The sequence below is a fragment of the Pseudomonas huaxiensis genome (assembly GCF_003231275.1).
Lineage (GTDB): Bacteria > Pseudomonadota > Gammaproteobacteria > Pseudomonadales > Pseudomonadaceae > Aquipseudomonas > Aquipseudomonas huaxiensis.
The window spans coordinates 1-23577 of the sequence record NZ_QKVL01000021.1; the positions used below are offsets into that span (position 1 = coordinate 1).

The 23577-nt window shown below is 63.7% G+C and carries 20 protein-coding genes; 9 read left to right on the forward strand and 11 right to left on the reverse strand.

The annotated features are described in order from the left end of the window. The 5 genes from DM374_RS20195 to DM374_RS20215 form a co-directional block, all read right to left on the reverse strand. Positions 1-2088, reverse strand: a 2088-nt coding sequence (locus DM374_RS20195) for a TonB-dependent receptor (RefSeq protein ID WP_110971490.1), incomplete at its 3' end; no start/stop codon positions are given. Positions 2089-2286: 198 nt separating this feature from the next. Next, positions 2287-3264: a FecR domain-containing protein gene (locus tag DM374_RS20200; protein ID WP_110971491.1), complete on the reverse strand. Its 978-nt coding sequence runs from the start codon at positions 3262-3264 to the stop codon at positions 2287-2289. Further along, positions 3261-3779: an RNA polymerase sigma factor gene (locus DM374_RS20205; RefSeq protein ID WP_110971492.1), complete on the reverse strand. Its 519-nt coding sequence runs from the start codon at positions 3777-3779 to the stop codon at positions 3261-3263. Before DM374_RS20205 ends, DM374_RS20200 begins: the two co-directional genes overlap by 4 nt. 116 nt (positions 3780-3895) lie before the next feature. Continuing rightward, entirely contained in the window at positions 3896-4606 is a 711-nt protein-coding gene (locus DM374_RS20210; protein WP_110971493.1) for a 3'-5' exonuclease, read from the reverse strand. Positions 4607-4616: 10 nt separating this feature from the next. Then, a complete protein-coding gene (locus DM374_RS20215) occupies positions 4617-6554 on the reverse strand; it encodes a DUF294 nucleotidyltransferase-like domain-containing protein (RefSeq protein ID WP_110971494.1) in 1938 nt (645 codons plus the stop codon). A 199-nt stretch (positions 6555-6753) separates the two neighbouring features. Between DM374_RS20215 and DM374_RS20220 the strand changes: the two genes are divergently transcribed. Beyond that, complete coding sequence (locus tag DM374_RS20220; protein WP_110971495.1) at positions 6754-7203, forward strand: response regulator; 450 nt, start codon at positions 6754-6756, stop codon at positions 7201-7203. Between the two features lie 120 nt (positions 7204-7323). On the opposite strand, the gene DM374_RS20225 is transcribed toward DM374_RS20220, so the two are convergent. Beyond that, the gene (locus DM374_RS20225) at positions 7324-9501 is read right to left on the reverse strand and encodes a malate synthase G (RefSeq protein ID WP_110971496.1); all 2178 of its coding nucleotides are present in this window, start codon (positions 9499-9501) and stop codon (positions 7324-7326) included. Between the two features lie 442 nt (positions 9502-9943). On the opposite strand from DM374_RS20225, the gene DM374_RS20230 reads away from it, so the two are divergent. After that, positions 9944-10462 carry a glycine cleavage system protein R gene (locus tag DM374_RS20230; RefSeq protein WP_110971497.1) on the forward strand — a complete coding sequence of 173 codons (519 nt, stop codon included), beginning with the start codon at positions 9944-9946 and terminating at the stop codon, positions 10460-10462. 237 nt (positions 10463-10699) lie between these two features. Here DM374_RS20230 and rarD read toward each other — a convergent pair whose 3' ends face one another. The 5 genes from rarD to DM374_RS20255 form a co-directional block, all read right to left on the reverse strand. Continuing rightward, positions 10700-11587 carry an EamA family transporter RarD gene (rarD, locus tag DM374_RS20235; RefSeq protein WP_110971498.1) on the reverse strand — a complete coding sequence of 296 codons (888 nt, stop codon included), beginning with the start codon at positions 11585-11587 and terminating at the stop codon, positions 10700-10702. Positions 11588-11647: 60 nt separating this feature from the next. After that, positions 11648-12622: a serine/threonine protein kinase gene (locus DM374_RS20240; protein WP_110971499.1), complete on the reverse strand. Its 975-nt coding sequence runs from the start codon at positions 12620-12622 to the stop codon at positions 11648-11650. A gap of 203 nt (positions 12623-12825) precedes the next feature. Then, complete coding sequence (locus DM374_RS20245; protein WP_110971500.1) at positions 12826-14727, reverse strand: PhoX family protein; 1902 nt, start codon at positions 14725-14727, stop codon at positions 12826-12828. A 64-nt stretch (positions 14728-14791) separates the two neighbouring features. Next, complete coding sequence (locus DM374_RS20250) at positions 14792-15556, reverse strand: TOBE domain-containing protein (protein WP_110971563.1); 765 nt, start codon at positions 15554-15556, stop codon at positions 14792-14794. Between the two features lie 59 nt (positions 15557-15615). After that, positions 15616-16353 (reverse strand): ComF family protein, encoded by a 738-nt coding sequence (locus DM374_RS20255; RefSeq protein ID WP_110971501.1) that lies wholly within the window; start codon positions 16351-16353, stop codon positions 15616-15618. Between the two features lie 90 nt (positions 16354-16443). Here DM374_RS20255 and bioB point away from each other — a divergent pair, with 90 nt between their 5' ends. The 7 genes from bioB (at position 16444) to DM374_RS20290 (ending at position 23432) form a co-directional block, all read left to right on the forward strand. Continuing rightward, positions 16444-17502, forward strand: coding sequence for a biotin synthase BioB (gene bioB, locus DM374_RS20260; protein ID WP_110971502.1), 1059 nt, complete (start codon positions 16444-16446; stop codon positions 17500-17502). A gap of 7 nt (positions 17503-17509) precedes the next feature. Continuing rightward, positions 17510-18682 carry an 8-amino-7-oxononanoate synthase gene (gene bioF, locus DM374_RS20265; RefSeq protein ID WP_110971503.1) on the forward strand — a complete coding sequence of 391 codons (1173 nt, stop codon included), beginning with the start codon at positions 17510-17512 and terminating at the stop codon, positions 18680-18682. Further along, positions 18675-19406 carry an alpha/beta fold hydrolase gene (locus DM374_RS20270; RefSeq protein ID WP_110971504.1) on the forward strand — a complete coding sequence of 244 codons (732 nt, stop codon included), beginning with the start codon at positions 18675-18677 and terminating at the stop codon, positions 19404-19406. The genes bioF and DM374_RS20270 overlap by 8 nt, the downstream gene beginning before the upstream one ends. Further along, positions 19399-20223 carry a malonyl-ACP O-methyltransferase BioC gene (gene bioC, locus DM374_RS20275; RefSeq protein WP_110971505.1) on the forward strand — a complete coding sequence of 275 codons (825 nt, stop codon included), beginning with the start codon at positions 19399-19401 and terminating at the stop codon, positions 20221-20223. The genes DM374_RS20270 and bioC overlap by 8 nt, the downstream gene beginning before the upstream one ends. A 1-nt stretch (position 20224) precedes the next feature. Continuing rightward, a complete protein-coding gene (gene bioD / locus DM374_RS20280; protein WP_110971506.1) occupies positions 20225-20905 on the forward strand; it encodes a dethiobiotin synthase in 681 nt (226 codons plus the stop codon). A gap of 150 nt (positions 20906-21055) precedes the next feature. Continuing rightward, positions 21056-21352 carry a pyrroloquinoline quinone biosynthesis protein PqqE gene (locus tag DM374_RS20285; RefSeq protein ID WP_110971507.1) on the forward strand — a complete coding sequence of 99 codons (297 nt, stop codon included), beginning with the start codon at positions 21056-21058 and terminating at the stop codon, positions 21350-21352. Between the two features lie 274 nt (positions 21353-21626). Continuing rightward, positions 21627-23432, forward strand: coding sequence for a phenylacyl-CoA dehydrogenase (locus tag DM374_RS20290; RefSeq protein WP_110971508.1), 1806 nt, complete (start codon positions 21627-21629; stop codon positions 23430-23432). The last annotated feature ends 145 nt before the right edge of the window (positions 23433-23577 follow it).

Consider the following 23577-nt stretch of genomic DNA (forward strand, 5'->3'; position numbering starts at 1 on the left):
CTTGACCTGTGGATCCAGCAGCGTGATACCGCCGACCACGGTCAGCTCAGGCATCACTTTGCCGGTCACGCTGAACTCCAGGCCGTTGTTTTCCTGGCGACCGTCCTGGGTGTAGAGCCCGGCGCTGTTCTTGTAGTTGTTCGGCTTGTCGATATTGAAGAAGGCCAGGGTGAGCAGGGTGTCGCCCACGGTCGCCTTCGCGCCGATTTCATACTGTTCGCTGATCTGCGGGGCCAGCGCCTGACCGGCGTTGATCGCATCGCTTGGTGCTACGCCGCCGGCCTGCAGGCCTTCGATGTAGGTGGCGTAGGTGGTCAGCCAAGGCACTGGCTTGTAGATAAGCGAGATGTTTGGCGACGTCTTGCTCTTGTTGTACTTGGTCTCGGTCTCCGGTGTGCCGAAGGCCTTGGCATAGACGAACTCGTTGGTGTAACTCTTGATTTGGGTCTGGGTCACGCCAAGGATGGTCGACCACTGCTCGTTGAAGGTGATGATGTCGCCGAGCAGGAAGTTGTTGGTTTCCGCGCTGTTGGCCAGACGCTGGTCGCCATGACCGATGGACCAGCCAGGCTTGGTCACTTGCGGCTGCTCGCTCAGCGGAATGTCACCTACAGGCGACTTGTACTGCCAGCTCGGGTACGGGATGTGATCTTCGTACTGCTTCACCCGGGTGGTGTTGCCCTGGTAGCCCACGGTCAGTTTGTGATCCAGCGGGCCGGTGGCGAAGGCGGCGTCGAGGAACAGCGAGCCGGATTTTTCTTCGCTTTCGATCGGGGCAAAGGCGTAGATCGGCTGGCTGTAGGTGGTGGCGCTGGTCAGCGTCGGACCGGTGTAGGTGAACTCATCGGTGTACTGCTGGGCCGCAAAGGCCGCACGCACGGTGAAGGTGTCGTTCAGGCGCCAGTTGGCGCGCACGCCGGCCTTGTCGGTTTCGTTGTCGGAGAACGACCATTTCTGGCTGTACAGCTTGTCGTTTTTCAGCGACGAGGCATCAGGTCGCTCGATGCCCGGTGCGACGTACCAATAGCTGCTCAGACCGCGCACCTGATTCTTGCGATGGGACGCATCGAACTGGATCTGCAGGTCGTCGTTGACGTTCCAGTCCAGTGCCGCGCTGATCATCTGGCGACGGTGCTTTTGCAGGTCGATGGCGGTCTCGCCGTCCTGGGTCAGCACGTTCAGGCGATAGGCGAACACGCCGGTGTCGTCGATCTTGCCGCCGAAGTCGCCATGCATGTAGTAGTTTTCGCCGCCGGCGTTGCCGAGAGTGACGCTGTTGTAGCGCTCGTAGGTCGGGCGCTTGAGCACGTAGTTGACCAGGCCGCCGGGCGTGCCCGGGCCATACAGGAAGCCGGTCAGGCCAGTGATGATTTCCAGTTGCTCGGTGTCTTCGATGAAGTTGCCGGCATCGGCGCCGTTGCTGAAGCGCAGGCCGTCGTTGGCGATGTTCATGTTGCCGGAGCCGCTGAAGCCGCGGATCGCGACGGCGCTGGCATAACCGGCGGAGCGTGGCCCGTAGAGCTGGGTCGCGGGGTTGCGCTTGAACACGTCGTCGAGGCTGGTGGTCTGGGTGTTCTTGAGGAATTCCTGGGACACCACGCTCATGGAGTACGGCGTGTCTTGTAGCTTCATGGCGCCGAGGGCGCCGACGTTCTTGACGGTTTCTGCGCGATAGCCGGCGGCGGCGCTGCCGTCAGCGCTGGCGACCTTGGCGTTGATATCGGTGTTGGGCAGGGCGATTGCGTTTTCTTCCACGGCTACCAGGCTGTAAGTCCCGGCACTGCTCTGTTGCAGTTGCAGGCCGCTGCCGCGCAGGGCCTGTTGCAGCGCGCCGACGGCGTCGTACTGGCCTTTGACCGGGGCCGAGGTGCGGCCGCTGGCCAGCGCCGGGTCCAGGGTCAGGGCGATGCCGGCCTGGCTGGCGATCTGGTTCAGGGTGGTGGCCAGTGGCGCGGCCGGCAGGTTGTAGCTGCGCAGGTTGCCGGCCTGTTCGGCGGCGATCAGCGGGGTGCTGGCCAACGGTGCGGCGATGGCAATGGCCACGGCCAGCAGACTTGGACGCAGGAAGCTTTCGATTGAGCGGGTCATGCGGGTCCTCGACGGGATATGTGCTAACTAGCCTCCTTGCCGAGCGAGAATTGAAAAGTGATAGGGCTGGATGAAAATATTTTTGATTTAGATTTCGGGGCCTCAATCGCTGCGGTTCGGCGCCCCGACAAGCCAGCTCCCACAGGTACGGTGGATGCCGACCCTGTGGGAGCTGGCTTGCCAGCAATGAGGACGCGTTTACTTGTCGCCGCGCGCCATCACCGTTACCCACCAAGGCGTCCGTTGCTGTACCTGCACCGGCAGGGTCGGCAACAGCGATTTCAGCGCCAGATCGGTGTCATGCAGCGGGAAGCTGCCGGTGATGCGCAAATCGGCGACTTCGGGTGCAACGCCCAGGTAACCGGCGCGATAACGCCCCAGCTCGCCCAGCAGGTCCGCCAGTCGCACGTTGTCGACCACCAGCATGCCGCGGGTCCAGGCGTCGGCGCCGGGCTTGAGGGTGTTGATGCGACCCAACTGGTCGTGGCTCATCAACACTTCCTGGCCTTCATGCACGATCTGCTCGTCGCCGCTGTCCTGCGGTTTGGCGGCCACGGCCGACTGCAACACGCTCAGGCGCGTGCCATCGCCTTCCAGGCGAACCAGGAAGCGCGTGCCCAACGCCCGCATGCGGCCATCATCGGTGGCGACGACGAACGGACGGGTGTCGTTGGCTTTGTGCCCGGTCTCGATGGAAATCTCGCCGTCGTGCAGCACGATCAGACGTTCGTTCTCGGTAAAGCGGATGTCCACCGCCGAATGGGTGTTCAGGCTGATCAGCGTGCCGTCGTCCAGGCGCAGGCTGCGTTGCTCGCCCGTGGCGGTACGCTGGTCGGCGAGCCAGTAACCCAGCGTCTGATGAGCATTGACCCAACTGAGCAAACCACCCACCAGCAACAGGCTGGCCAGCCCGCTGCCGAGCTTGCGCACGCGCTGGCGCAGGCTGACCCGGGATTGCATCAGGGCCTTGCGCGCCGGGCCTGCCGCGGCGGCGAAGCGCTGGTCGAGCATGCCCAGTTGCAGCCAGGCGCGGGCGTGTTCTTCGCTGGCGGCATGCCAGCGCTCGAAGTCGGCGCGTTCCTGGGCGTTGCCGCTGCCGGCATCCAGGCAGAGTTGCCAGGCAATGGCGGCATCGAGCACACCGGCCGATACCGGTCTGGCGTTAAACGCGCTCATGTCGGTTCGCCGTACAGCGCGATGTAGCACTGGCGCATGCCCTGGGCCAGGTACTGACGCACTCGCGGCACGGAAACGCCGAGCTTTTCGGCGATCTCGGCATGGTTCATGCCGTCCAGGCGGTTGTACAGGAACGCGGCGCGGGCCTTGCTCGACAGTTTGCCGAGCAGGCGGTCAATGGCCTTGAGGTCTTCGAGGATCAGCAGCAATGCTTCGGGAGACGGTTGCTCGGCCTCGGGCACCAGCAGCAGTTCTTCCAGATACGCCTGCTCCAGCGCCGAACGACGGAAATGGTCGAACAGCAGGCCCTTGGCCACGGCCATGAGGAACGCCCGCGGCTGGCGCGGCGCCGGCAATGCGTCGCGACCGAGCAGGCGCACGAAAGTGTCCTGACTCAGGTCTTCGGCGCGCTCTGCGCTGGCAAGGTTGCGGCGCAACCAGGCGAGCAGCCAACTGCGGTGGTCGCGGTACAGCGCACCGACCAGCTCGTGGTGAGGGCTAGGCACGGACGACAAGGCGTTCCCCGGGAAAAAGAATGCGTTAACTAACGAGAATTATTCGCGATTGTGTCAGAGCCAGTGGCAGTGTGCAATTAACGCTCATCGGATTCAGCGCGGTCGGGGAGCAGCGATTACATCCCGTGGCTTTGCTGGCGCTTGCGCCGCCAGCCCTGGAGACGTTGCTCCAGAGCTTTCGGGCTGTCCAGTTGCTGGCGCCGGGCCTGACTGAACAGAATCAGCGCCAGTTCTGCGGTGACCTGGGCGTCGGCGCTGGCGTTATGACGTTCCTCGACCAGCAGCTTGAAGTGCGCCACCCAGTCGTCCAGGCCGGCGTCGCGCATCACCACATCCGGGTTGAGCAGCGGCGCCAGTTCCGCCACGTCCATGAACGGGTGCACGAGCTTGTAGCCGAGGCTGTCCTTGAGCGCGCGGCTGAGCATGCGCTGGTCGAAACCGGCGTGGAAGGCCAGCAGCGGGCTGTCGCCGATGAAGTCCATCAGGTCCAGCAGCGCTTCCACCGGGTCGCAGCCGGCGGCGATGGCGCTGGGCGCCAGGCCGTGGATCAGCACGCTGGGGGCGAGTTTGTGGTCGTGGCGGTGCAGGGTGCGTTCGAACTGCTGGCTGAAATCGATGGCGCCGTCTTCGATCACCACGGCGCCGATGGACAGCACCTGATCGCGGTTGACGTTCAGGCCGCTGGTTTCCAGGTCCAGCACCACCCAGCGCTGCTTGCCCAGCGGCGTCTCGCCAAGCACCGGCGGCGTACCCAGCCCGGCCAGGCGCTGGCGCTGCACGTCGTCGAGGGTGGGTTGGCTGGGACGCAGCCAGGCAAACAAACTCATAGCTGGGAACTCACAATTGGTAACGCAGGGCCAGACTGCTTTGCAGGCGCTGGGCCTGACGCAGCGATTCACGCAGGATGCGCCGGTCCAGGTCGTTGAGGCTGTCCGGGTCGACGCGGTTGGAGTAGGGCAGGTTCTGCCGGGTCTGCAACTGGTGCTGCTGCATGCGGGTCTGCTGGATGAAATGGTAGGCCTCTTCGAAGGCGCCGCCGTCCAGCGGGTCGATGACTTCCTTTTCCACCAGTTGGCGCAGGCGCTCCAGGGTGTTGTTGGCGCTGATGCCGTTGGCCAGGGCCAGCAAGCGCGCGCCGTCGACGAAGGGCGTCAGGCCCTGGACCTTGAGATCGAGGGTGGCGGCCTTGTCGTTGCCGCTGCGGGTCAGGACGAACTCGCGGAAGCGCCCCACAGGCGGTTTCTGGCGCAGCGCGTTGTCCGCCATCATGCGCTGGAACAGGCGATTGTCGGCGACCTGATCGAGGACGCTCTGGCGCAGTTGTTCACAACTGTCGTCATTGCCCCAGACCACCCGCAGGTCGAAATAGATGCTCGATGCCAGCAGGTTTTCCGGGGTCGCCTCACGGATGAAGGCGGAGAAGCGCCGCGCCCATTCGGCCCGCGACAGGCACAGCTCGGGGTTGCCGGCCATGATGTTGCCTTTGCACAGGCTGAAGCCGCATTGCGCCAGGCCCTGGTTGATGTGTTGCGCCAGCGGCAACAGGCGCCCGCGAATCTCCGCGGCTTCGGCCGCGTCGCGGGCGTCGAACAGGATGCCGTTGTCCTGGTCGGTGTGCAGGGTCTGTTCGCGGCGGCCTTCGCTGCCGAAGCAGAGCCAGGTGAACGGTACGCCCGGGTCGCCCTTTTCCTCGATCGCCAGTTCGATCACCCGGCACACGGTGTGGTCGTTGAGCAGGGTGATGATGTGGGTGATCTGGGTCGAGGACGCGCCGTGGGCCAGCATGCGCTCGACAAGCTGGCCGATTTCGCCGCGCATGGCCACCAGGCTTTCCAGGCGCGGGGCGCTGCGGATGGTGCGGGCCAGGTGGACCAGATCGACCCGTTGCAGGGAAAACAGGTCGCGCTCGGAAACTACGCCGCACAGGCGGCGGTCTTCCACCAGGCAGACGTGGGCGATATGCCGCTCGGTCATGGCGATGGCGGCGTCGAAAGCGCTGGCCTGGGGCGTGAGGTAGAACGGCGAGACGGTCATGTGGCCGGACACCGCCGAGTCGAAGTCGGTCTCGGCCCGGGCCACGACCTGGCGCAGGTCGCGCAGGGTGAAGATGCCAACCGGGAAGCGTGCGTCATCGATGATCACGATGCTGCCGACCTGGGTTTCATCCATCAGCCGCACGGCTTCGCGCAGGCTGGTCTGCGGCGTACAGGCCACCGGGTGGCGCATGGCGAGTTCGCCGAGGCGGGTGTTCAGCGAATACTGGTTGCCGAGGGTTTCCACCGCGCGGCGCTGCACCTGCTGGTTGACCTGGTCGAGCAGGCTGCTGACCCCGCGCAGAGCGAAATCGCGGAATACCTCGGAGAGGGCGAACAGGCGGATGAACGCTGCCTTGTTCAGTTGCAGGCAGAAGGTGTCCTCGCCGGCCACGTGCTCGGTACGGGTGGCGCGCTCACCCAACAGGGCAGCCAGCGGGAAGCATTCGCCGCGCGCGATTTCGAAGGTGGTTTCAGTGTCGCCCTTGACCACATGGGTGCGTTCGCCGACCACGCGGCCCTGCTTGACGATATAAAAATGCTCGACCGGGCCGTCGGCGGGCTTGATGATGCTGTCGCCGGCTGCGTAGAAACGCAGTTGGCACTGCTCGACCAGATAGGCCAGATGGGCATTTTCCATCTGATTGAACGGCGGGAAGCGTTGCAGGAACTGCATGGTGCCCTGGATGTTCTGCATGACTGCAGTTTTCCCGGCTTGGGTGAAAGCGTCCATTTTGCTCATCGGCGTGACCGTTCCAGGGTTTCGTCCAGGGAAACCGTTTTGTTGTTATTGCCTTCATGGTCGGCTGCGGGTTACCCGGTGCCCATTGGACGTAAGTCTAAGGGGCTGATGCTCGACGAAATACAGGTTGCACGCACCGCGAATGCGGTCTGAACTTGGTTTACGGGACATTTTGCAGGTCACCGACGATGAGACACCCATGCCCGATCACGATGATTTACTGAGCGACGCCGAGCGTGCGGCGTTGGCGGAGCTTACGGCGCCGCCGCCCAGCCCGCAGAAAGTGCTGATCGTCGACGACGACGACGATGACGCCCGCGCGCTGCTGGCCGAGATCCTCGCGTTTCACGGTGTCGAGTGTGTGACGTTGACGGCGGCTGACGATGCGCTGCAGGTCATTGCGAGCGACCGGCGCATTGGTTTGTTGATCACGGATTTGCGGATGGGGCCGTTTGATGGCCTGGAGCTGATTCGCAAGGTGCGCGAGTCGGAGCGGGCGGCGCTGCCGATCATCATCATTTCTGGCGATGCGGAGGTTCAGGATGTGATTACGGCGATGCATTTGAGCGTGGTGGATTTTCTGCTCAAGCCGATTGATGTGGATAAGTTGATGGAGTTGGTGCGCAGTGAGTTGGGGATTCAGGAATGAGCTGGGGCCGCTTTGCAGCCCATCGCTGGCAAGCCAGCTCCCACAGACATTTCACCGAACCCGTGGGAGCTGGCTTGCCAGCGATGGGCCGCAAGCGGCCCCAGATCTTACCGACGCAAATTACAGGCCGTTACGCGCCTTATACTCACGACGACGACGATGCAGCACCGGCTCGGTGTAGCCGTTCGGCTGCTTGGTGCCTTCAACGACCAGCTCGACAGCCGCCTGGAAGGCGATGTTGTTGTCGAAGTCCGGCGCCAGCGGGCGGTACAGCGGGTCGTTGGCGTTCTGCTTGTCCACCACCGGCGCCATGCGCTTGAGGCTTTCCAGCACCTGCGCTTCGCTCACCACGCCATGACGCAGCCAGTTGGCCAGCAACTGCGCGGAGATACGCAGGGTGGCGCGGTCTTCCATCAGGCCGACATCGTTGATGTCCGGCACTTTCGAGCAACCTACACCCTGGTCGATCCAGCGAACCACGTAGCCGAGGATGCCCTGGGCGTTGTTGTCCAGTTCGTTGCGGATTTCGTCCGCCGACCAGTTGGTGTCCGGCGCCAGCGGGATGGTCAGGATGTCATCGACCGAAGCCGGTGCACGCTTGGCCAGTTCAGCCTGACGGGCGAACACATCGACCTTGTGGTAGTGCAGCACGTGCAGTGCGGCGGCAGTCGGCGACGGCACCCAGGCGGTGTTGGCACCGGCCAGCGGATGAGCGATCTTCTGCTCGAGCATGTCGGCCATCAGGTCCGGCATGGCCCACATGCCTTTGCCGATCTGTGCGCGACCTTGAAGGCCAGCGGCCAGGCCGATATCGACGTTGGAGTTCTCGTAGGCGCCGATCCACTTCTGGGTCTTCATGGCGCCCTTGCGCACCATGGCGCCGGCTTCCATCGAGGTGTGGATTTCGTCACCGGTACGGTCGAGGAAGCCGGTGTTGATGAACACCACGCGCTCGCTGGCAGCCTTGATACAGGCCTTGAGGTTGACCGTGGTGCGGCGCTCCTCGTCCATGATCCCGACTTTCAGGGTGTTGTGCGGCAGGCCCAGCATGTCTTCGATGCGGCCGAACAGCTCGTTGGTGAACGCCGCTTCTTCCGGGCCGTGCATCTTCGGTTTGACGATGTAGACCGAGCCGGTGCGGCTGTTCTTGCGGCTGGCGCTGCCGTTGAGGTTGTGGATCGCCGCGAGGTTGGTGACCAGGCCGTCGAGGATGCCTTCCGGCACTTCGTTACCGTCCTTGTCGAGGATCGCGTCGATGGTCATCAGGTGACCGACGTTACGCACGAACAGCAGCGAACGGCCATGCAGGGTGACGGTGCCACCATTGGGCGCGGTGTATTCGCGGTCCGGGTTCATGGTGCGGGTGAAGGTCTGGCCACCCTTGCTCACGCTTTCCGACAGGTCGCCCTTCATCAGGCCGAGCCAGTTGCGGTAGACCACGACCTTGTCGTCGGCATCGACGGCGGCCACGGAGTCTTCGCAGTCCATGATGGTGGTCAGTGCGGCTTCGATCAGGACGTCCTTCACACCGGCGGCGTCGGTCTGGCCGACTGGAGTGGTTGGGTCGATCTGGATTTCGAAGTGCAGGCCGTTGTGCTTGAGCAGGATGCCGGTTGGCTCGGAAGCCTGGCCCTGGAAGCCGATCAGTTGCGCGTCGTCACGCAGGCCGCTGTTGCTGCCGCCTTTGAGGGCGACGATCAGCTTGCCGCCGTCGATGCTGTAGCGGGTAGCGTCGACATGGGAGCCGGCAGCCAGTGGCGCGGACTCGTCGAGGAAGGCGCGGGCGAAGGCGATGACCTTGTCGCCGCGAACCTTGTTGTAGCCTTTGCCTTTTTCCGCGCCATCGGCTTCGCTGATTACGTCGGTGCCGTAGAGCGCGTCATACAGCGAGCCCCAGCGAGCGTTGGAGGCGTTCAGGGCGAAGCGGGCGTTCATCACCGGGACGACCAGTTGCGGGCCGGCCATGCGGGCGATTTCGTCGTCCACGTTCTGGGTGGAGAGCTGGAAATCCGATGCTTCTGGCAGCAGATAACCAATTTCCTGAAGGAATGCTTTGTAAGCCACGGCGTCGTGGGCCTGGCCTTTGCGCGCCTGGTGCCAGGCATCGATCTGCGCTTGCAGGGTGTCGCGTTTGCTCAGCAGGGCTTTGTTCTTTGGAGCGAGGTCGTGGATGATCTTTTCCGCACCTGCCCAGAACTTCTCGGCGCTGACGCCGGTTCCGGGAATGGCTTCGTTATTCACGAAGTCGAACAGGACTTTGGCGACCTGAAGGCCACCGACTTGAACGTGTTCAGTCATTGCTTGCCTCACTCTGCTCAGCTATTACGCTTTTCTATTTATGCCTTACGCGCTTCTCTAAACACGGCACCAGGACATGCCCTTGCGGGCGACTGGATGCGGCCTTCCAGACGGGCTGGCGGGCGGTTGCGCATTTTCACAGGCGCTTGGCAGACATCGGATCGGAACGTTTTGTAGTCCGCGCTGCGGCATACTACATGATGCGCTGCGCTTGTGAAAATTAGACTAAATACGTCGTTCTGCGACCGTTTGGTCGCATGGGGTCACGCTGGGAAAGCGTATGTTCGCAAAATTTGTGTGGATTGTTCCAGATAAATCTTAAAACAGTACACGATTTGATTTTCGAAGGGCCTGCGGCAGGTTGCCGCGCCTTGCCTATACTTTCTCGGCGCGCCGTTGCCAATGGGCGTTTCCACGGGTTTTCCAGCAGAGGGTCGTCCGCGTGAATCATCTTGTACTCACTGTCATCGCCGCCGACAAGGCCGGCCAGGTGGAGCGTATCGCTCAATGCATCGCCGAGCATAATGGCAATTGGCTGGAAAGCCGCATGTCACGGATGGCCGGGCAGTTCGCCGGGATCCTGCGGGTGGCGGTGCCGGCCGAATCCCACGAAGAACTGGTCGATGCTTTGCAAGCCTTGGGCGAGCGCGGCATTCGCGTGTTGATCGCCGAAAGCGGCATCGAGCCGTCCTGTACCTGGAAGCCCATTGCCATGACCCTGGTGGGCAACGACCGTCCCGGTATCGTCCGCGACATCACCCGCCTGCTGGCCGAGCAGGGCGTCAACGTCGAGCGCTTGAGCACGGATGTACGGCCGGCGCCGATGAGCAGCGAGCCGCTGTTTCACGCCGATGCATTGCTTGCCGTGCCCCTGACCCTGTCGCTGGATGACTTGCAGTCGCGCCTCGAAGCGCTCGCCGACGACCTGATGGTGGATCTGGAACTGCGCCCGGAAGAGTAGTTATCCCCAATTCTCTGCTGTTTCACTTATCCCGTTTTATCGGGGACCCGCCTGTGGATAAGCTGGGGAGTCACGGCGCCAGGCCATACGGACCGTGGCTTTCCGGCGTTTGAGCAAAAAATCACCAGAATTCAGGGGCTTGTGCACAAAGCACGGGGATGAGGGTGTGGATAACCTTGGGAGAGGTTGCTGGAGGCCACGAACGGCGTGGCCTCCGGAGGTTTGTACGTTTTTTGATCAGGCGCGGCGGCGCAAACTCATCCAGGCATCGACGCTGTAGAGCGCCAGACCGGCCCAGATAAACATGAACGCCACCAGCGTGCTGCTGGACAGATGTTCATCGAACAACAGCACCGCCTGTAGCAGCACCAGGGTTGGCGCGAGGTATTGCAGGAAGCCCAGTGTGGTGTACGGCAGGTGCCGCGCGGCGGCGTTGAAACACACCAGCGGGACCAGCGTTACCGGGCCGGCCGCCATCAGCCACAGCGCTTCGCTGCTCATGTAGAACGCCGGTTGGGCGCTGTGTGCGTCCGGGTGCAGCACTAGCCAGCCGAGGGCCAGCGGCACCAGCATCCAGGTTTCCACGACCAGGCCGGGCAGGGCGGCGACCGGCGCCTGTTTGCGGATCAGCCCGTAGAAGCCGAAGGTCAGCGCCAGCGCCAGTGACACCCAGGGCAGGCTGCCCACCTGCCAGACCTGCTGCGCCACGCCCAGCGCCGCAAGGCCCACCGCGACCCATTGCAAGCGCCGCAGTCGCTCGCCAAGCAACAGCATCCCCAGCAGCACGTTCACCAGCGGATTGATGTAGTAGCCGAGGCTGGCTTCGAGCATGCGCCCGTTGTTCACCGACCAGACGTAGGTCAGCCAGTTGGCCGCGATCAGCACGCCGCTGACCGCCAGCACCGCCAGGCGCCGCGGATTCTCGCGCAGCTCGCGCCACCAGCCCGGATGCTTCCAGACCAGCAGCAGCAAGGAGCCGAACAGCGCCGACCAGAGCGCCCGGTGGACGATGATTTCCAGTGACGGAACGCTTTGCAGCGCTTTGAAGTAGAGCGGGAACAAGCCCCAGATGATGTAGGCGGTAAGGCCCAGGATGTACCCGCGGCGCGGGTTTGCGGCAGTCATGCAGGTTCCTTGCTTAGCTAGCTAAATACGCCGCCATTGTAGACAGAGCGCTAGACACATTTAGAACAATTTCAGCGGCGCTTCGTCCAGCGCGGCGCATTGTTCGCGAAGGGCGAGAATTTGGTCGCCCCAGTAACGCTCCTGGCCGAACCAGGGGAAGCTGCGCGGGAACGCCGGGTCGTCCCAGCGCCGCGCCAGCCAGGCGCTGTAGTGCAACAGGCGCAGGCCGCGCAGTGGCTCGATCAGGGCCAGTTCACGCGGGTCGAAGTCGTGGAATTCGTTGTAGCCGTCCATCAGCTCGGCCAACTGGCCCAGGCGTTCTTCGCGGTTGCCGGCCAGCATCATCCACAGGTCTTGCACGGCCGGGCCCATGCGGCAGTCATCGAGGTCGACGATATGGAATACGTCGTCGCGGCACATCATGTTGCCGGGGTGGCAGTCGCCGTGCAGGCGGGTGAGCTTGTGCGGGGTGCGGGCGTAGATGGCCTCGATGCGCTTGAGCAGATCGCGGGCTACGGATTCGAAGGCCGGCAGCAGGCTCTTCGGCACGAATCCGCCGTCGAGCAGGGTGGCCAGCGAGGCGTGGCCGAAGTTATCCACTGCAAGGTGTTCCCGGTGGGCGAATGGACGGGTGGCGCCCACCGCGTGCAGGCGACCGAGCAACTGGCCGAGGCGGTAGAGCTGATCCAGGTTGCCCGGCTCCGGCGCCCGGCCACCACGGCGCGGGAACAGCGCGAAGCGGAAGCCGGCGTGCTCGAACAGGGTCTTGCCGTTGTGCTCCAGCGGCGCGACGACCGGCACTTCGCAATCGGCCAGTTCGGCGGTGAAGGCATGTTCTTCAAGAATTGCGGCGTCGGTCCAGCGGTCAGGCCGGTAGAACTTGGCGATCACCGGCTCGGCGTCTTCGATGCCGACCTGATAGACGCGGTTCTCATAGCTGTTCAGCGCCAGCACCCGGGCGTCGCTGAGCAGGTCCTGGCTTTCGATGGCATCCAGGACCAGATCGGGAGTGAGGGTATTGAAGGGATGAGACATGCGCGACTCCGGCTGTGCGGCAGGTGAGCGGCCGCATCGATTCGGCATGGTAACTCAGGGGGCAAAACCTTGTGGGCGCATGGCTGCACTGAACCACTGTGGGAGCTGGCTTGCCAGCGATTGCGGTTGACCGAGCAACGCTGTTGTCAGGTCGGACCTCATCGCTGGCAAGCCAGCTCCCACAGGGATTTTTTGTGGCGGGTTCAGGCGCCGATCACCCCGCCATCCTCGCGGACAATCGCCATCACTGATGAGCGCGGTTTGCCGTTCGGCAAGTGCTCGGGGAAGGTCGAGCCGCCGGTTTCACCCGGGTGCTGGATGCCGACGAACAAGGTCTTCTGGTCCGGCGCGAAGGCGATGCCAGTCACTTCACAAGCAACCGGGCCGACCATGAAACGACGGATCTCGCCAGTCGTCGGGTCGGCGCAGAGCATCTGGTTGTTGCCCATACCTGCGAAATCTCCGGCGTTGCTGTAGTCGCCATCCGTGAGGATCCACAGCCGGCCATCCGCATCGAAACCCAGCCCGTCGGGGCTGTTGAACATGTTCTGCGCGGTGACGTTGGTCGAGCCGCCCTTGGCCGCACCCGGATGAACCTCGGGATTGCCGGCGACCACGAACAGGTCCCAGTCGAATGTCATCGAGGCGTGGTCGTCAGTCGTTTCGCGCCAGCGCAGGATCTGTCCGTAGACGTTCTTCTCGCGCGGGTTGGGCCCACCCACCGGCTGGCCTTCTTCGCCACGTTTGACGTTGTTGGTCAGGGTGCAATAGACCTGGCCGTCCTTGGGGCTGACCACGATCCACTCGGGACGGTCCATGCGCGTGGCCTTGAGCAGGCTGGCGGCCAGGCGTGCATGGATCAGCACCTGCGCCTGGTTGGCAAAGCCCGCAGCGGCATTGAGGCCGTTCTTGCCGTGGCTCAGCTCCAGCCACTGGCCCTTGCCTTTCGGGTGTCCCGGATTGCCGTCGCCTTCATCGAAGCGCGCCACGTACAGGGTGCCGTGGTCGAGCAGGTTGCGGTTGGCGGTGGGGTTCTTGTGGTCGATGCGGTCGCGGCTGATGAACTTGTAGATGAACTCGCCCCGTTCGTCGTCGCCCATGTACACCACCGCGCGGCCATCGCGGGTTTCGCCGAGGGCGGCGTTTTCGTGCTTGAAGCGGCCCAGGGCGGTGCGTTTGATCGGCGTGGACTTCGGATCGAACGGGTCGATCTCCACCACCCAGCCGTGGCGGTTCAGTTCGTTGGGGTTCTTCGCCAGGTCGAAGCGCGGGTCGTGCTGATGCCAGCCGACTTCCTTGCCCGTCACCGAGGCGCCGTAGCGTTTTTGCGCAGCATCGAACGCCTGCTGTGGGTCGCTGCTGCCGAAGCAATCGGTGAAGTTTTCTTCGCAGGTCAGATAGGTGCCCCACGGCGTCTTGCCGTTGGCGCAGTTCTGGAAGGTGCCGAGCACCTTGGTTGCGCTGTTGTCGGCGGCGGTGCGCAGCCAGGCATCACCGGCAGCCGGGCCGCTCAGGCGGATTGGCGTATTGCCGTGGATGCGACGGTTGTAGTGCGAGTCCTGGACGAACTGCCACTGGCCGTCCTTGCGCCGCACTTCGATCACCGAGACGCCTTCGGCAGCCTGGGCCTTGTGCACGTCTTCGGCGTTGGCGGGCTGGCCACCGTGGTCGAACAGGTAGCGGTAGTTGGTGTATTCGTTGTTGATCGCCATCAGCGCCCGGTTTTCATCGCCGGGGAAGGGGAACAGGCTCATGCCGTCGTTGTTGTCGCCGAACTGGATTTCCTGGGCCTTGGCCGTGCCCTTGCCGGACGGGTCAAAGGCCGGCGCAGCGGCGTTCAACGGCTGGCCCCAACTGATCAGCACCGAGGCTTTGTAGCCTGGCGGCAGGCTGATGCCATCGGCGGTGGAAGCGGGAATGCCGGCGAAGCCGAGCAGGCTGCTGCTGGCAGCGCTGACGCTGTCGGCCAGCACGCTGCGGCTGAGGAGGTTGCCACCGAGAAACAACGCTGCACCACACAAGGCACCGGCGCCGATGAAGCGGCGACGGCTGAGACCGACCAGTTGCTCAAGGTCGGTCAGTTGATTTTCTTCTAATAGGTTCATGACAGGCTTCCTGCGGTTTAGGCAGTCACCTTAATCAGCCGTTATGACAGTTATATGGCGAATTTTAGACCGGTGTTCCGAGAAGAACGTAGGTCGGAAGGAAGCGAACCTGTACGACGTTTCCGACGCCAAGGTCGTGGGTCCGCAGCCATTCCGGCTCGGCGAACGCGCAGAGAATCTGCCCGCTGCTCAGGGTCAGGCGCAGCTCACTGGGGCCCTGTGGATCGTCGAGCAACTCTTCGATTTCCGCGTTCAGGCTGTTGCTGCCTGCGGGCACCGGTTCGTCGAGGGTGGCCAGTTCCAGCCAGCCAGCCTTGATCAGCGCGACCACTGCGGTGCCGATCTCCAGTTCCAGGCGATGGGTGCTGTCATGGGTGATCTGCGCTTCGATGCGCAGGCCGCCGGCGAGGGTCAGTTCGATGGTGTCGTTGCGCCCTTGCGGATGGATCGCGCTGACCCGGCCATGCAACTGGTTGCGCGCGCTGGTGCGCAGCATCAGGCGACCGAGCAGGTCGAGGTCGCTGCTGTCCTCGGCTTCTTCGAGGATCTGCGCTTGCAGGATCTGCAGGCGTTGGTAGAGGCGCAGTACCCGGCGTCCTTCATCCGACAGGCGGGCGCCGCCGCCGCCGCGACCACCGGTGCTGCGTTCCACCAACGGGCGGGCGGCGAGGTTGTTCAGTTCGTCGATGGCGTCCCACGCGGCCTTGTAGCTCATGCCGGCGGCTTTTGCGGCACGGGTGATCGAGCCTTGCTCATCAATGTGCTGCAACAGGCCGATACGTTGCGGACGGCGGACGATGTGCTGGGTCAGGGGCGCGGGCAAGGGCATAGGATGGGTACGAAAGCTGACGATGATCGGCAGGAAAGTGCCCGCCTGCCTGCTGCAAGTCAAGCGTCGCCGGGTCGCGGGGTACGCGTCAGGCAGTAGACATCGACCCGTTTCGCCCCGGCATCGCGCAGCAGGCGCGCCAGTGCCTGGGCTGTGGCACCGGTGGTCAGGACGTCGTCGACCAGCGCCAGATGGCGGCCCAGGATGTTCTCGCTGGCCGCGAGGGCGAAGGCGCCAGTGAGGTTGCGCTTGCGTGCGCGGGCGTTCAGGTCCTGTTGCGCCGGGGTGTCCCGCAAGCGCTCCAGCAATTGTGCGTTGCAGGGAATCTTCAGTTGCCCGCTGATCCATTCAGCGAGCATCTGCGCCTGGTTGTAGCCGCGCTGGCGCAGGCGCCGGGTAGCCATGGGCACTGGCAACAGCAGATCCGGACGCGGCAGGTCTTCGTCGAAGCGATGGCTGAGCCAGTTGCCGAGCATCTGCGCCAGCAGCCGGCCCAGCGGCCATTGGCGCTGGTGCTTGAAGCGGGTGATCAGCGCATCCACGGGAAAGCCGTAATGCCAGGGCGCTTCGACTTGCTGGAACGCCGGACGCCGCCGCGCGCACTGGCCGCACAGGAGGCCGCGCATCGGCAGCGGCAGGGCGCAGATCCGGCAGTGTTCATCGAGCCAGGGCAGTTCGCTTTCACAGGGCACACAAATCGGGTGCGGCTGCTCTGACGCTTCGTCGCACAACAAACAGGGCTGGTTGTTATTTGTACAGATGTAAACCGACGCTTCTTGGTGTGGTTGACAGCGCATGAGGCTTCCTTAACTATGCGGGCTATCCGTGATGCGCTGGCGGGGCATTCCTGTTCCGGCGCCAGTACAAGCCTAAACAAGGAAACGCCCATGAGCGCCAGCGCAACTGCAACGCTTCGTCACGACTGGTCCCTGGCCGAAGTCAAAGCCCTGTTCCAACAGCCGTTCAATGACCTGCTGTTCCAGGCGCAGAGCGTGCACCGGGCGCATTTCGACCCCAATCGCGTACAGGTCTCGACGCTGCTGTCGATCAAGACCGGCGCCTGCCCGGAAGATTGCAAATATTGTCCGCAGTCCGGTCACTACAACACCGGGCTGGAAAAACAGAAGCTGATGGAAGTGCAGAAGGTGCTGGAAGAGGCCGCCCGGGCCAAGGCCATCGGCTCCACCCGTTTCTGCATGGGCGCGGCGTGGAAGCATCCGTCGGCGAAGGACATGCCCTACGTCCTGCAGATGGTCAAAGGGGTCAAGGCCCTGGGCCTGGAAACCTGCATGACCCTGGGCAAGCTCGACCAGGAGCAGACCGTCGCCCTGGCCGATGCCGGGCTGGATTACTACAACCACAACCTTGATACCTCGCCGGAGTTCTACGGCAGCATCATCACCACCCGTACCTACAGCGAGCGCCTGCAGACGCTGGCCTATGTGCGTGACGCCGGGATGAAGATCTGCTCGGGCGGGATCCTCGGCATGGGCGAGTCGCTGGACGATCGCGCTGGCCTGCTGATCCAGTTGGCCAACCTGCCGGAGCACCCGGAATCGGTGCCGATCAACATGCTGGTGAAAGTCGCCGGCACGCCGCTGGAAAACGCCGAGGAGGTCGATCCGTTCGATTTCATTCGCATGCTGGCGGTCGCCCGTATTCTCATGCCGCAGTCCCATGTCCGGCTGTCTGCCGGCCGCGAAGCGATGAACGAGCAGATGCAGGCGCTGGCCTTCATGGGCGGGGCCAACTCGATCTTCTACGGCGAGAAACTGCTGACCACCGCCAACCCGCAGGCCGACAAGGACATGCAGCTTTTCGCACGCCTGGGCATCAAGCCCGAAGCCCGCGAAGAGCACGCCGACGAAGTGCATCAGGCCGCCATCGAGCAGGCATTGATCGAGCAGAAGAGCAGCGAGCTGTTCTACAACGCCGCGTCGGCCTGAGGCAGCCATGAGCTTCGATCTCCGTGCGCGCCTCGAACAGCGGCGCGCCGCTGACCTGTACCGTCAGCGCCCGCTGCTGCAAAGCCCGCAGGGGCCGCAGGTAGTGGTGGACGGCCAGCCGCTGCTGGCCTTCTGCAGCAATGACTACCTCGGCCTGGCCAACCACCCCGACGTGATCGCCGCCTGGCGTGCCGGCGCCGAGCGCTGGGGTGTGGGCGGCGGCGCGTCGCACCTGGTGGTCGGCCACAGCACGCCGCACCATGAACTGGAAGAAGCCCTGGCCGAGTTCACCGGGCGCCCGCGGGCGCTGTTGTTCACCACCGGCTACATGGCCAACCTCGGCGCCATTACCGCGCTGGTGGGGCAGGGCGACATCGTTCTGCAAGATCGCCTCAATCATGCCTCGCTGCTCGATGCCGGGCTGCTCAGCGGCGCGCGCTTCAATCGCTATTTGCACAACGACGGCGACAGCCTCGATAACCGCCTCGACAAGGCCGAAGGCAACACCCTGGTGGTCACCGATGGCGTGTTCAGCATGGACGGCGATGTCGCCGACCTGCCGGAACTGGTCAACCGCAGCCGCGAAAAAGGCGCCTGGCTGATGGTGGACGACGCCCACGGCTTCGGCACCCTGGGCCGTCGTGGCGGCGGCGTGGCCGAGCACTTTGGCCTGAGCCTGGAAGAGCTGCCGGTGCTGGTCGGCACTTTGGGCAAGGCGTTCGGTACGGCGGGTGCGTTCGTGGCCGGCAGCGAAGAACTGATCGAGTGTCTGATCCAGTTCGCCCGTCCGTACATCTACACCACCAGTCAGCCACCGGCGCTGGCCTGCGCCACGCTGAAAAGCCTCAGTCTGCTGCGCGACGAGTACTGGCGGCGCGAGCATCTGGCAGCGCTGATCGCCCAATTCCGCGGCGGCGCCGAAGCGATCGGCCTGCAACTGATGGACAGCTTCACGCCGATCCAGCCGATCCTGATCGGCGATGCGGGACGCGCCCTCGCGCTGTCGCGGATGCTGCGCGAGCGCGGCCTGCTGGTGACGGCGATTCGCCCGCCCACCGTGCCCGCCGGCAGCGCCCGCCTGCGGGTGACCCTGACCGCCGCGCACAGCCCGGCGCAGGTGCAGCTATTGTTGAATGCATTGGCCGAGTGCTATCCGCTGTTGGAGCCTGTCGATGCGTAACCATCTGATTCTGCTGTCGGGCTGGGGCTTGGGCAGTGCCGCGCTGGAGCCACTGGCGGCCAGCCTTCGGGCGCAGGACGCCGGCCTTCAGGTCGAGCTGGTGGCGTTGCCGGAATGGGTCACTGATGACCCGAACGTCTGGCTCGACAAGCTAGATCGACACTTGTCCAAGGACACCTGGCTGGGCGGCTGGTCGCTGGGCGGGATGCTTGCCGCCGAGTTGGCGGCGCGGCGCGGTGACCGTTGCTGCGGGCTGCTGACCCTGGCCAGCAACCTCAGCTTCGTCGCCCGTCCCGACTGGCCGGATGGTATGGCAGCGGACACTTTCGAGGCGTTTGTCGATGGTTGTCGGGGTCATACCTCGGTCACCCTCAAGCGCTTCAAGTCGCTGTGCAGCAAGGGCGCGCAGGAACAGAAAAGCATCCTGCGCCAACTGGAAGTCGGCGTGCCGGACACCGATCCTGTGCTGCTGGTGAATGGCCTGAAAATCCTCGGCCAACTGGACACTCGCGCGGCCCTGCAAGCCTACGGCGGACCGCAACTTCACCTGTTCGCCGGTGCCGATGAACTGGTGCCGGCCAAGGCCGCCCGGGCCCTCAGCGACTTGCTCCCGGATGTGGAAGTGGGGCTGGTGGAGGACGCCTCCCACGCCTTCATCCTCGAATACCCGCAAGACCTGGCCGCGGCCATCAAGACCTTCCTGCATGAGAGTGGCGATGACTGATCTATCCCTGCCGGGTTTGCCCGGCGCCTTGCCCGACAAGCGCCAGGTGGCCGCGTCGTTTTCCCGGGCCGCCGCCAGCTACGACAGCGTCGCCGAATTGCAGCGCGCGGTGGGTGGTCACTTGCAAGGGCTGCTGCCGAAGGACCTGCAGCCGCAGTGCTGGGTTGACCTGGGCAGCGGCACCGGTCATTTCAGCCGTCAGTTGCAGGTGCGTTATCCACAGGGGCTGGGTGTCGCCGTCGATATCGCCGAAGGCATGCTGCGCCATGCCCGTGAGGCGGGCGGCGCGCATTTTCATGTGGCCGGTGACGCCGAGCGGCTACCGCTGAGGGACGGTTGCGCGGGCCTGATGTTCTCCAGCCTGGCGGTGCAGTGGTGCGCGGACTTTCGCGCGGTGCTGAGCGAGGCGCGGCGCGTGTTGCAGCCGGGCGGCGTGCTGGCGTTCTCCAGCCTGTGCGTCGGCACACTGCATGAGCTGCGGGCAAGCTGGGAGGCGGTGGATGGGCTGGTGCATGTCAATCGCTTCCGCCGGCTCGAGGACTATCAGCGCCTGTGCGGCGAAAGCGGCCTTGAGGTGCTTGGGCTGCATGCACAACCGCATGTCTTGCACTACCCTGATGTGCGCAGTCTGACCCATGAATTGAAAGCGCTCGGCGCGCACAATCTCAACCCCGGTCGACCCACCGGGCTGATCGGACGGGCGCGGATGCAGGGACTGTTGCGTGCTTACGAGCAGTTCCGCCAGCCGCAAGGCCTGCCGGCCACCTACCAGGTGGTGTACGGGGTTTTGCACAAGCCGCTGACAGAAGGGGAGTGACATGGCCGCGGCCTATTTCATCGCCGGAACCGATACCGATGTCGGCAAGACCACCGTCGCCGCCGGCCTCTTGCACGCGGCGCAACTGGCCGGCCTCAGCACCCTCGGCGCCAAGCCGGTGGCCTCGGGCTGCGAAGTGACGCCCAAGGGCCTGCGCAACGCCGACGCCTTGGCACTGATCGCGCAGAGTTCGCTCAAGTTGCCCTACGAACAGATCAACCCCTTTGCCTTCGAGCCAGCCATCGCGCCGCACCTTGCCGCCCGCGAAGCCGATATCGAACTCAGCGTGCAGGGCCTGCTCGGGCCGATGCGTGACATCCTTGCTCAACAGGCGGATTTCACCCTGATCGAAGGTGCAGGCGGCTGGCGCGTGCCGCTGTCGCATCACGCCAACCTGTCCGACCTGGCGGTGGCGCTGAAGCTGCCGGTGATTCTGGTGGTCGGCGTGCGGCTGGGCTGCATCAATCACGCGCTGCTCAGCGCCGAGGCGATTGCCCGCGATGGCCTGCAACTGGCGGGCTGGGTGGCCAACATCATTGATTCGCGCACCTCGCGGCTCGAAGAAAACCTCGCCAGCCTCGCCGAGCGGCTGCCCGCACCCTGTCTGGGACGGATACCACGGCTCAAGCCGGCGAGCGCGGAAGCAGTGGCGGAGCATCTGCAGATCGACCTGCTGGACTGACGTGACCGTGCAGAAACTGGCCGGTCGCTAGCGGTTCTCTATTGCAGGGCAGGGTGCCATTAGTGTTTTTGACGGGCCTTTTGTGCCGACCTCTGCTTCAATAGCCATTGTATTGCCACTCTCGCCTTCAAGCTTTTTGGAGTATTTGAAATGGAAATCTCGGGCAGTTCCGCATTCTATGCCGGCCTGGGCGCCATTCAGGCCGGTCAGCACCGCGTCGATCAGGCAGCCAGCCAGATCGCCAACACGACCGTCGAGCGTGCCGTCACCAGCCAGTCCAGCGACTACCAGGCCGAGCGCCTGCGTTCGGTCGATCGCAGCCAGCAATTGGACCTGGCCACCAACACTGTTGAACAGGCCTTGGGCAAGCAACAGGTCGAACTCGGTGTCAAAGTGGCCAAAGCGTCGGACGAAATGCTCGGCACGTTGATCGATACCTACGCCTGAGGCCCGCCGCTTCAGGCTTCATCTTTTCCCGATACCCTTTATTCATCAGCGCCTTGGCAATTGTGCCGGGCGTTCGGCTGCGTGTTTTCTACACTTTCTTGCAGGGTTTCATGCAAACGGAGGATGACAAAAGCGCCACCGGCAGGGTGCTTGACAAGCTTTCGGCGTAAACGTATGTTTCAAACAACTGTTTGACCGAAAGCCGCCAAGAGCTGGTCGGTGTGTCGCGGTCTCTCCCACCCCATCCAGGATTCATCAGCAGAGGTTCATCGCTATGCCTGAATACAAAGCCCCCTTGCGTGATATTCGTTTCGTCCGTGATGAACTGCTCGGCTATGAAGCGCACTATCAGAGCCTGCCGGGTTGCCAGGACGCCACGCCTGACATGGTGGATGCCATCCTCGAGGAAGGCGCCAAGTTCTGTGAACAGGTATTGGCCCCGCTGAACCGCGTTGGTGACCTGGAAGGCTGTACCTGGAGCGAGTCGGGCGTGAAAACCCCAACCGGCTTCAAGGAAGCCTACAAGCAGTTCGTTGAAGGCGGCTGGCCGAGCCTGGCGCATGACGTCGATCACGGCGGCCAGGGCCTGCCCGAGTCGCTGGGCCTGGCGGTCAGCGAAATGGTTGGCGAGTCGAACTGGTCCTGGGGCATGTACCCTGGCCTGTCTCACGGCGCGATGAACACCATCTCCGAGCACGGCACCCCCGAGCAGCAAGAGGCTTACCTGACCAAGCTGGTGTCTGGCGAATGGACCGGCACCATGTGCCTGACCGAGCCGCACTGTGGCACCGACCTGGGCATGCTGCGCACCAAGGCCGAACCTCAGGCCGACGGTTCCTACAAAGTCACCGGCACCAAGATCTTCATTTCCGCTGGTGAACACGACATGGCCGACAACATCGTCCATATCGTCCTGGCCCGCCTGCCCGATGCACCGGCCGGCACCAAAGGCATTTCCCTGTTCATCGTGCCGAAGTTCCTGCCGACTGCCGAAGGCACCATCGGTGAGCGCAACGCTGTTTCCTGCGGTTCCCTCGAACACAAGATGGGTATCCACGGCAACGCCACCTGCGTGATGAACTTCGACGCCGCCACCGGCTACCTGATTGGCCCAGCCAACAAGGGCCTGAACTGCATGTTCACCTTCATGAACACCGCTCGCCTGGGTACCGCGCTGCAAGGCCTGGCCCACGCCGAAGTGGCCTTCCAGGGTGGCTTGAAATACGCTCGCGACCGCCTGCAAATGCGCTCGCTGACCGGCCCTAAAGCGCCGGAAAAGGCGGCTGACCCGATCATCGTCCACCCGGACGTGCGCCGCATGCTGCTGACCATGAAGGCCTTCGCCGAAGGCAACCGCGCCATGGTCTACTTCACTGCCAAGCAAGTGGACATCGTCAAGTACAGCCAGGACGAAGAAGAGAAGAAGAAAGCCGACGCACTGCTGGCCTTCATGACGCCGATCGCCAAGGCCTTCATGACCGAAGTCGGCTTCGAAGCCGCCAACCACGGCGTGCAGATCTACGGTGGCCACGGCTTCATCGCCGAGTGGGGCATGGAGCAGAACGTTCGCGACAGCCGTATTTCGATGCTGTACGAAGGCACCACCGGCATCCAGGCTCTGGACCTGCTGGGCCGTAAAGTGCTGATGACTCAGGGCGAAGCGCTGAAGGGCTTCACCCGCATCGTTCACAAGTTCTGCCAGTCCCAGGAAGGCAACGAAGCCACCAAGGAATTCGTCGAGCCACTGGCCGCGCTGAACAAGGAGTGGGGCGAACTGACCATGAAGGTCGGCATGGCCGCCATGAAGGACCGCGAAGAAGTCGGCGCCGCCTCGGTGGACTACCTGATGTACTCCGGCTACGCCTGCCTGGCCTACTTCTGGGCTGACATCGCCCGCCTGGCCGCCGAGAAACTGGCCGCCGGCACCAGCGAAGAAGCCTTCTACACCGCCAAGCTGCAGACTGCGCGCTTCTACTTCCAGCGCATCCTGCCGCGTACCCGCACTCACGTTGCCACCATGCTGTCCGGTGCGAACAACCTGATGGCGATGGACGAAGCGAACTTCGGCCTGTCTTACTGATTGCTCTGCTGTACCGAAAAACGCCTGCCCTAACCGGCAGGCGTTTTTTTTTGTCTGCTGAAATCCTGTCGCCGCGGTTCGTCGTCCCGACCAGCCGGCTCTCACAAAGTCATCGGCAACCACCACCCTGTGGGAGCCGGCTTGC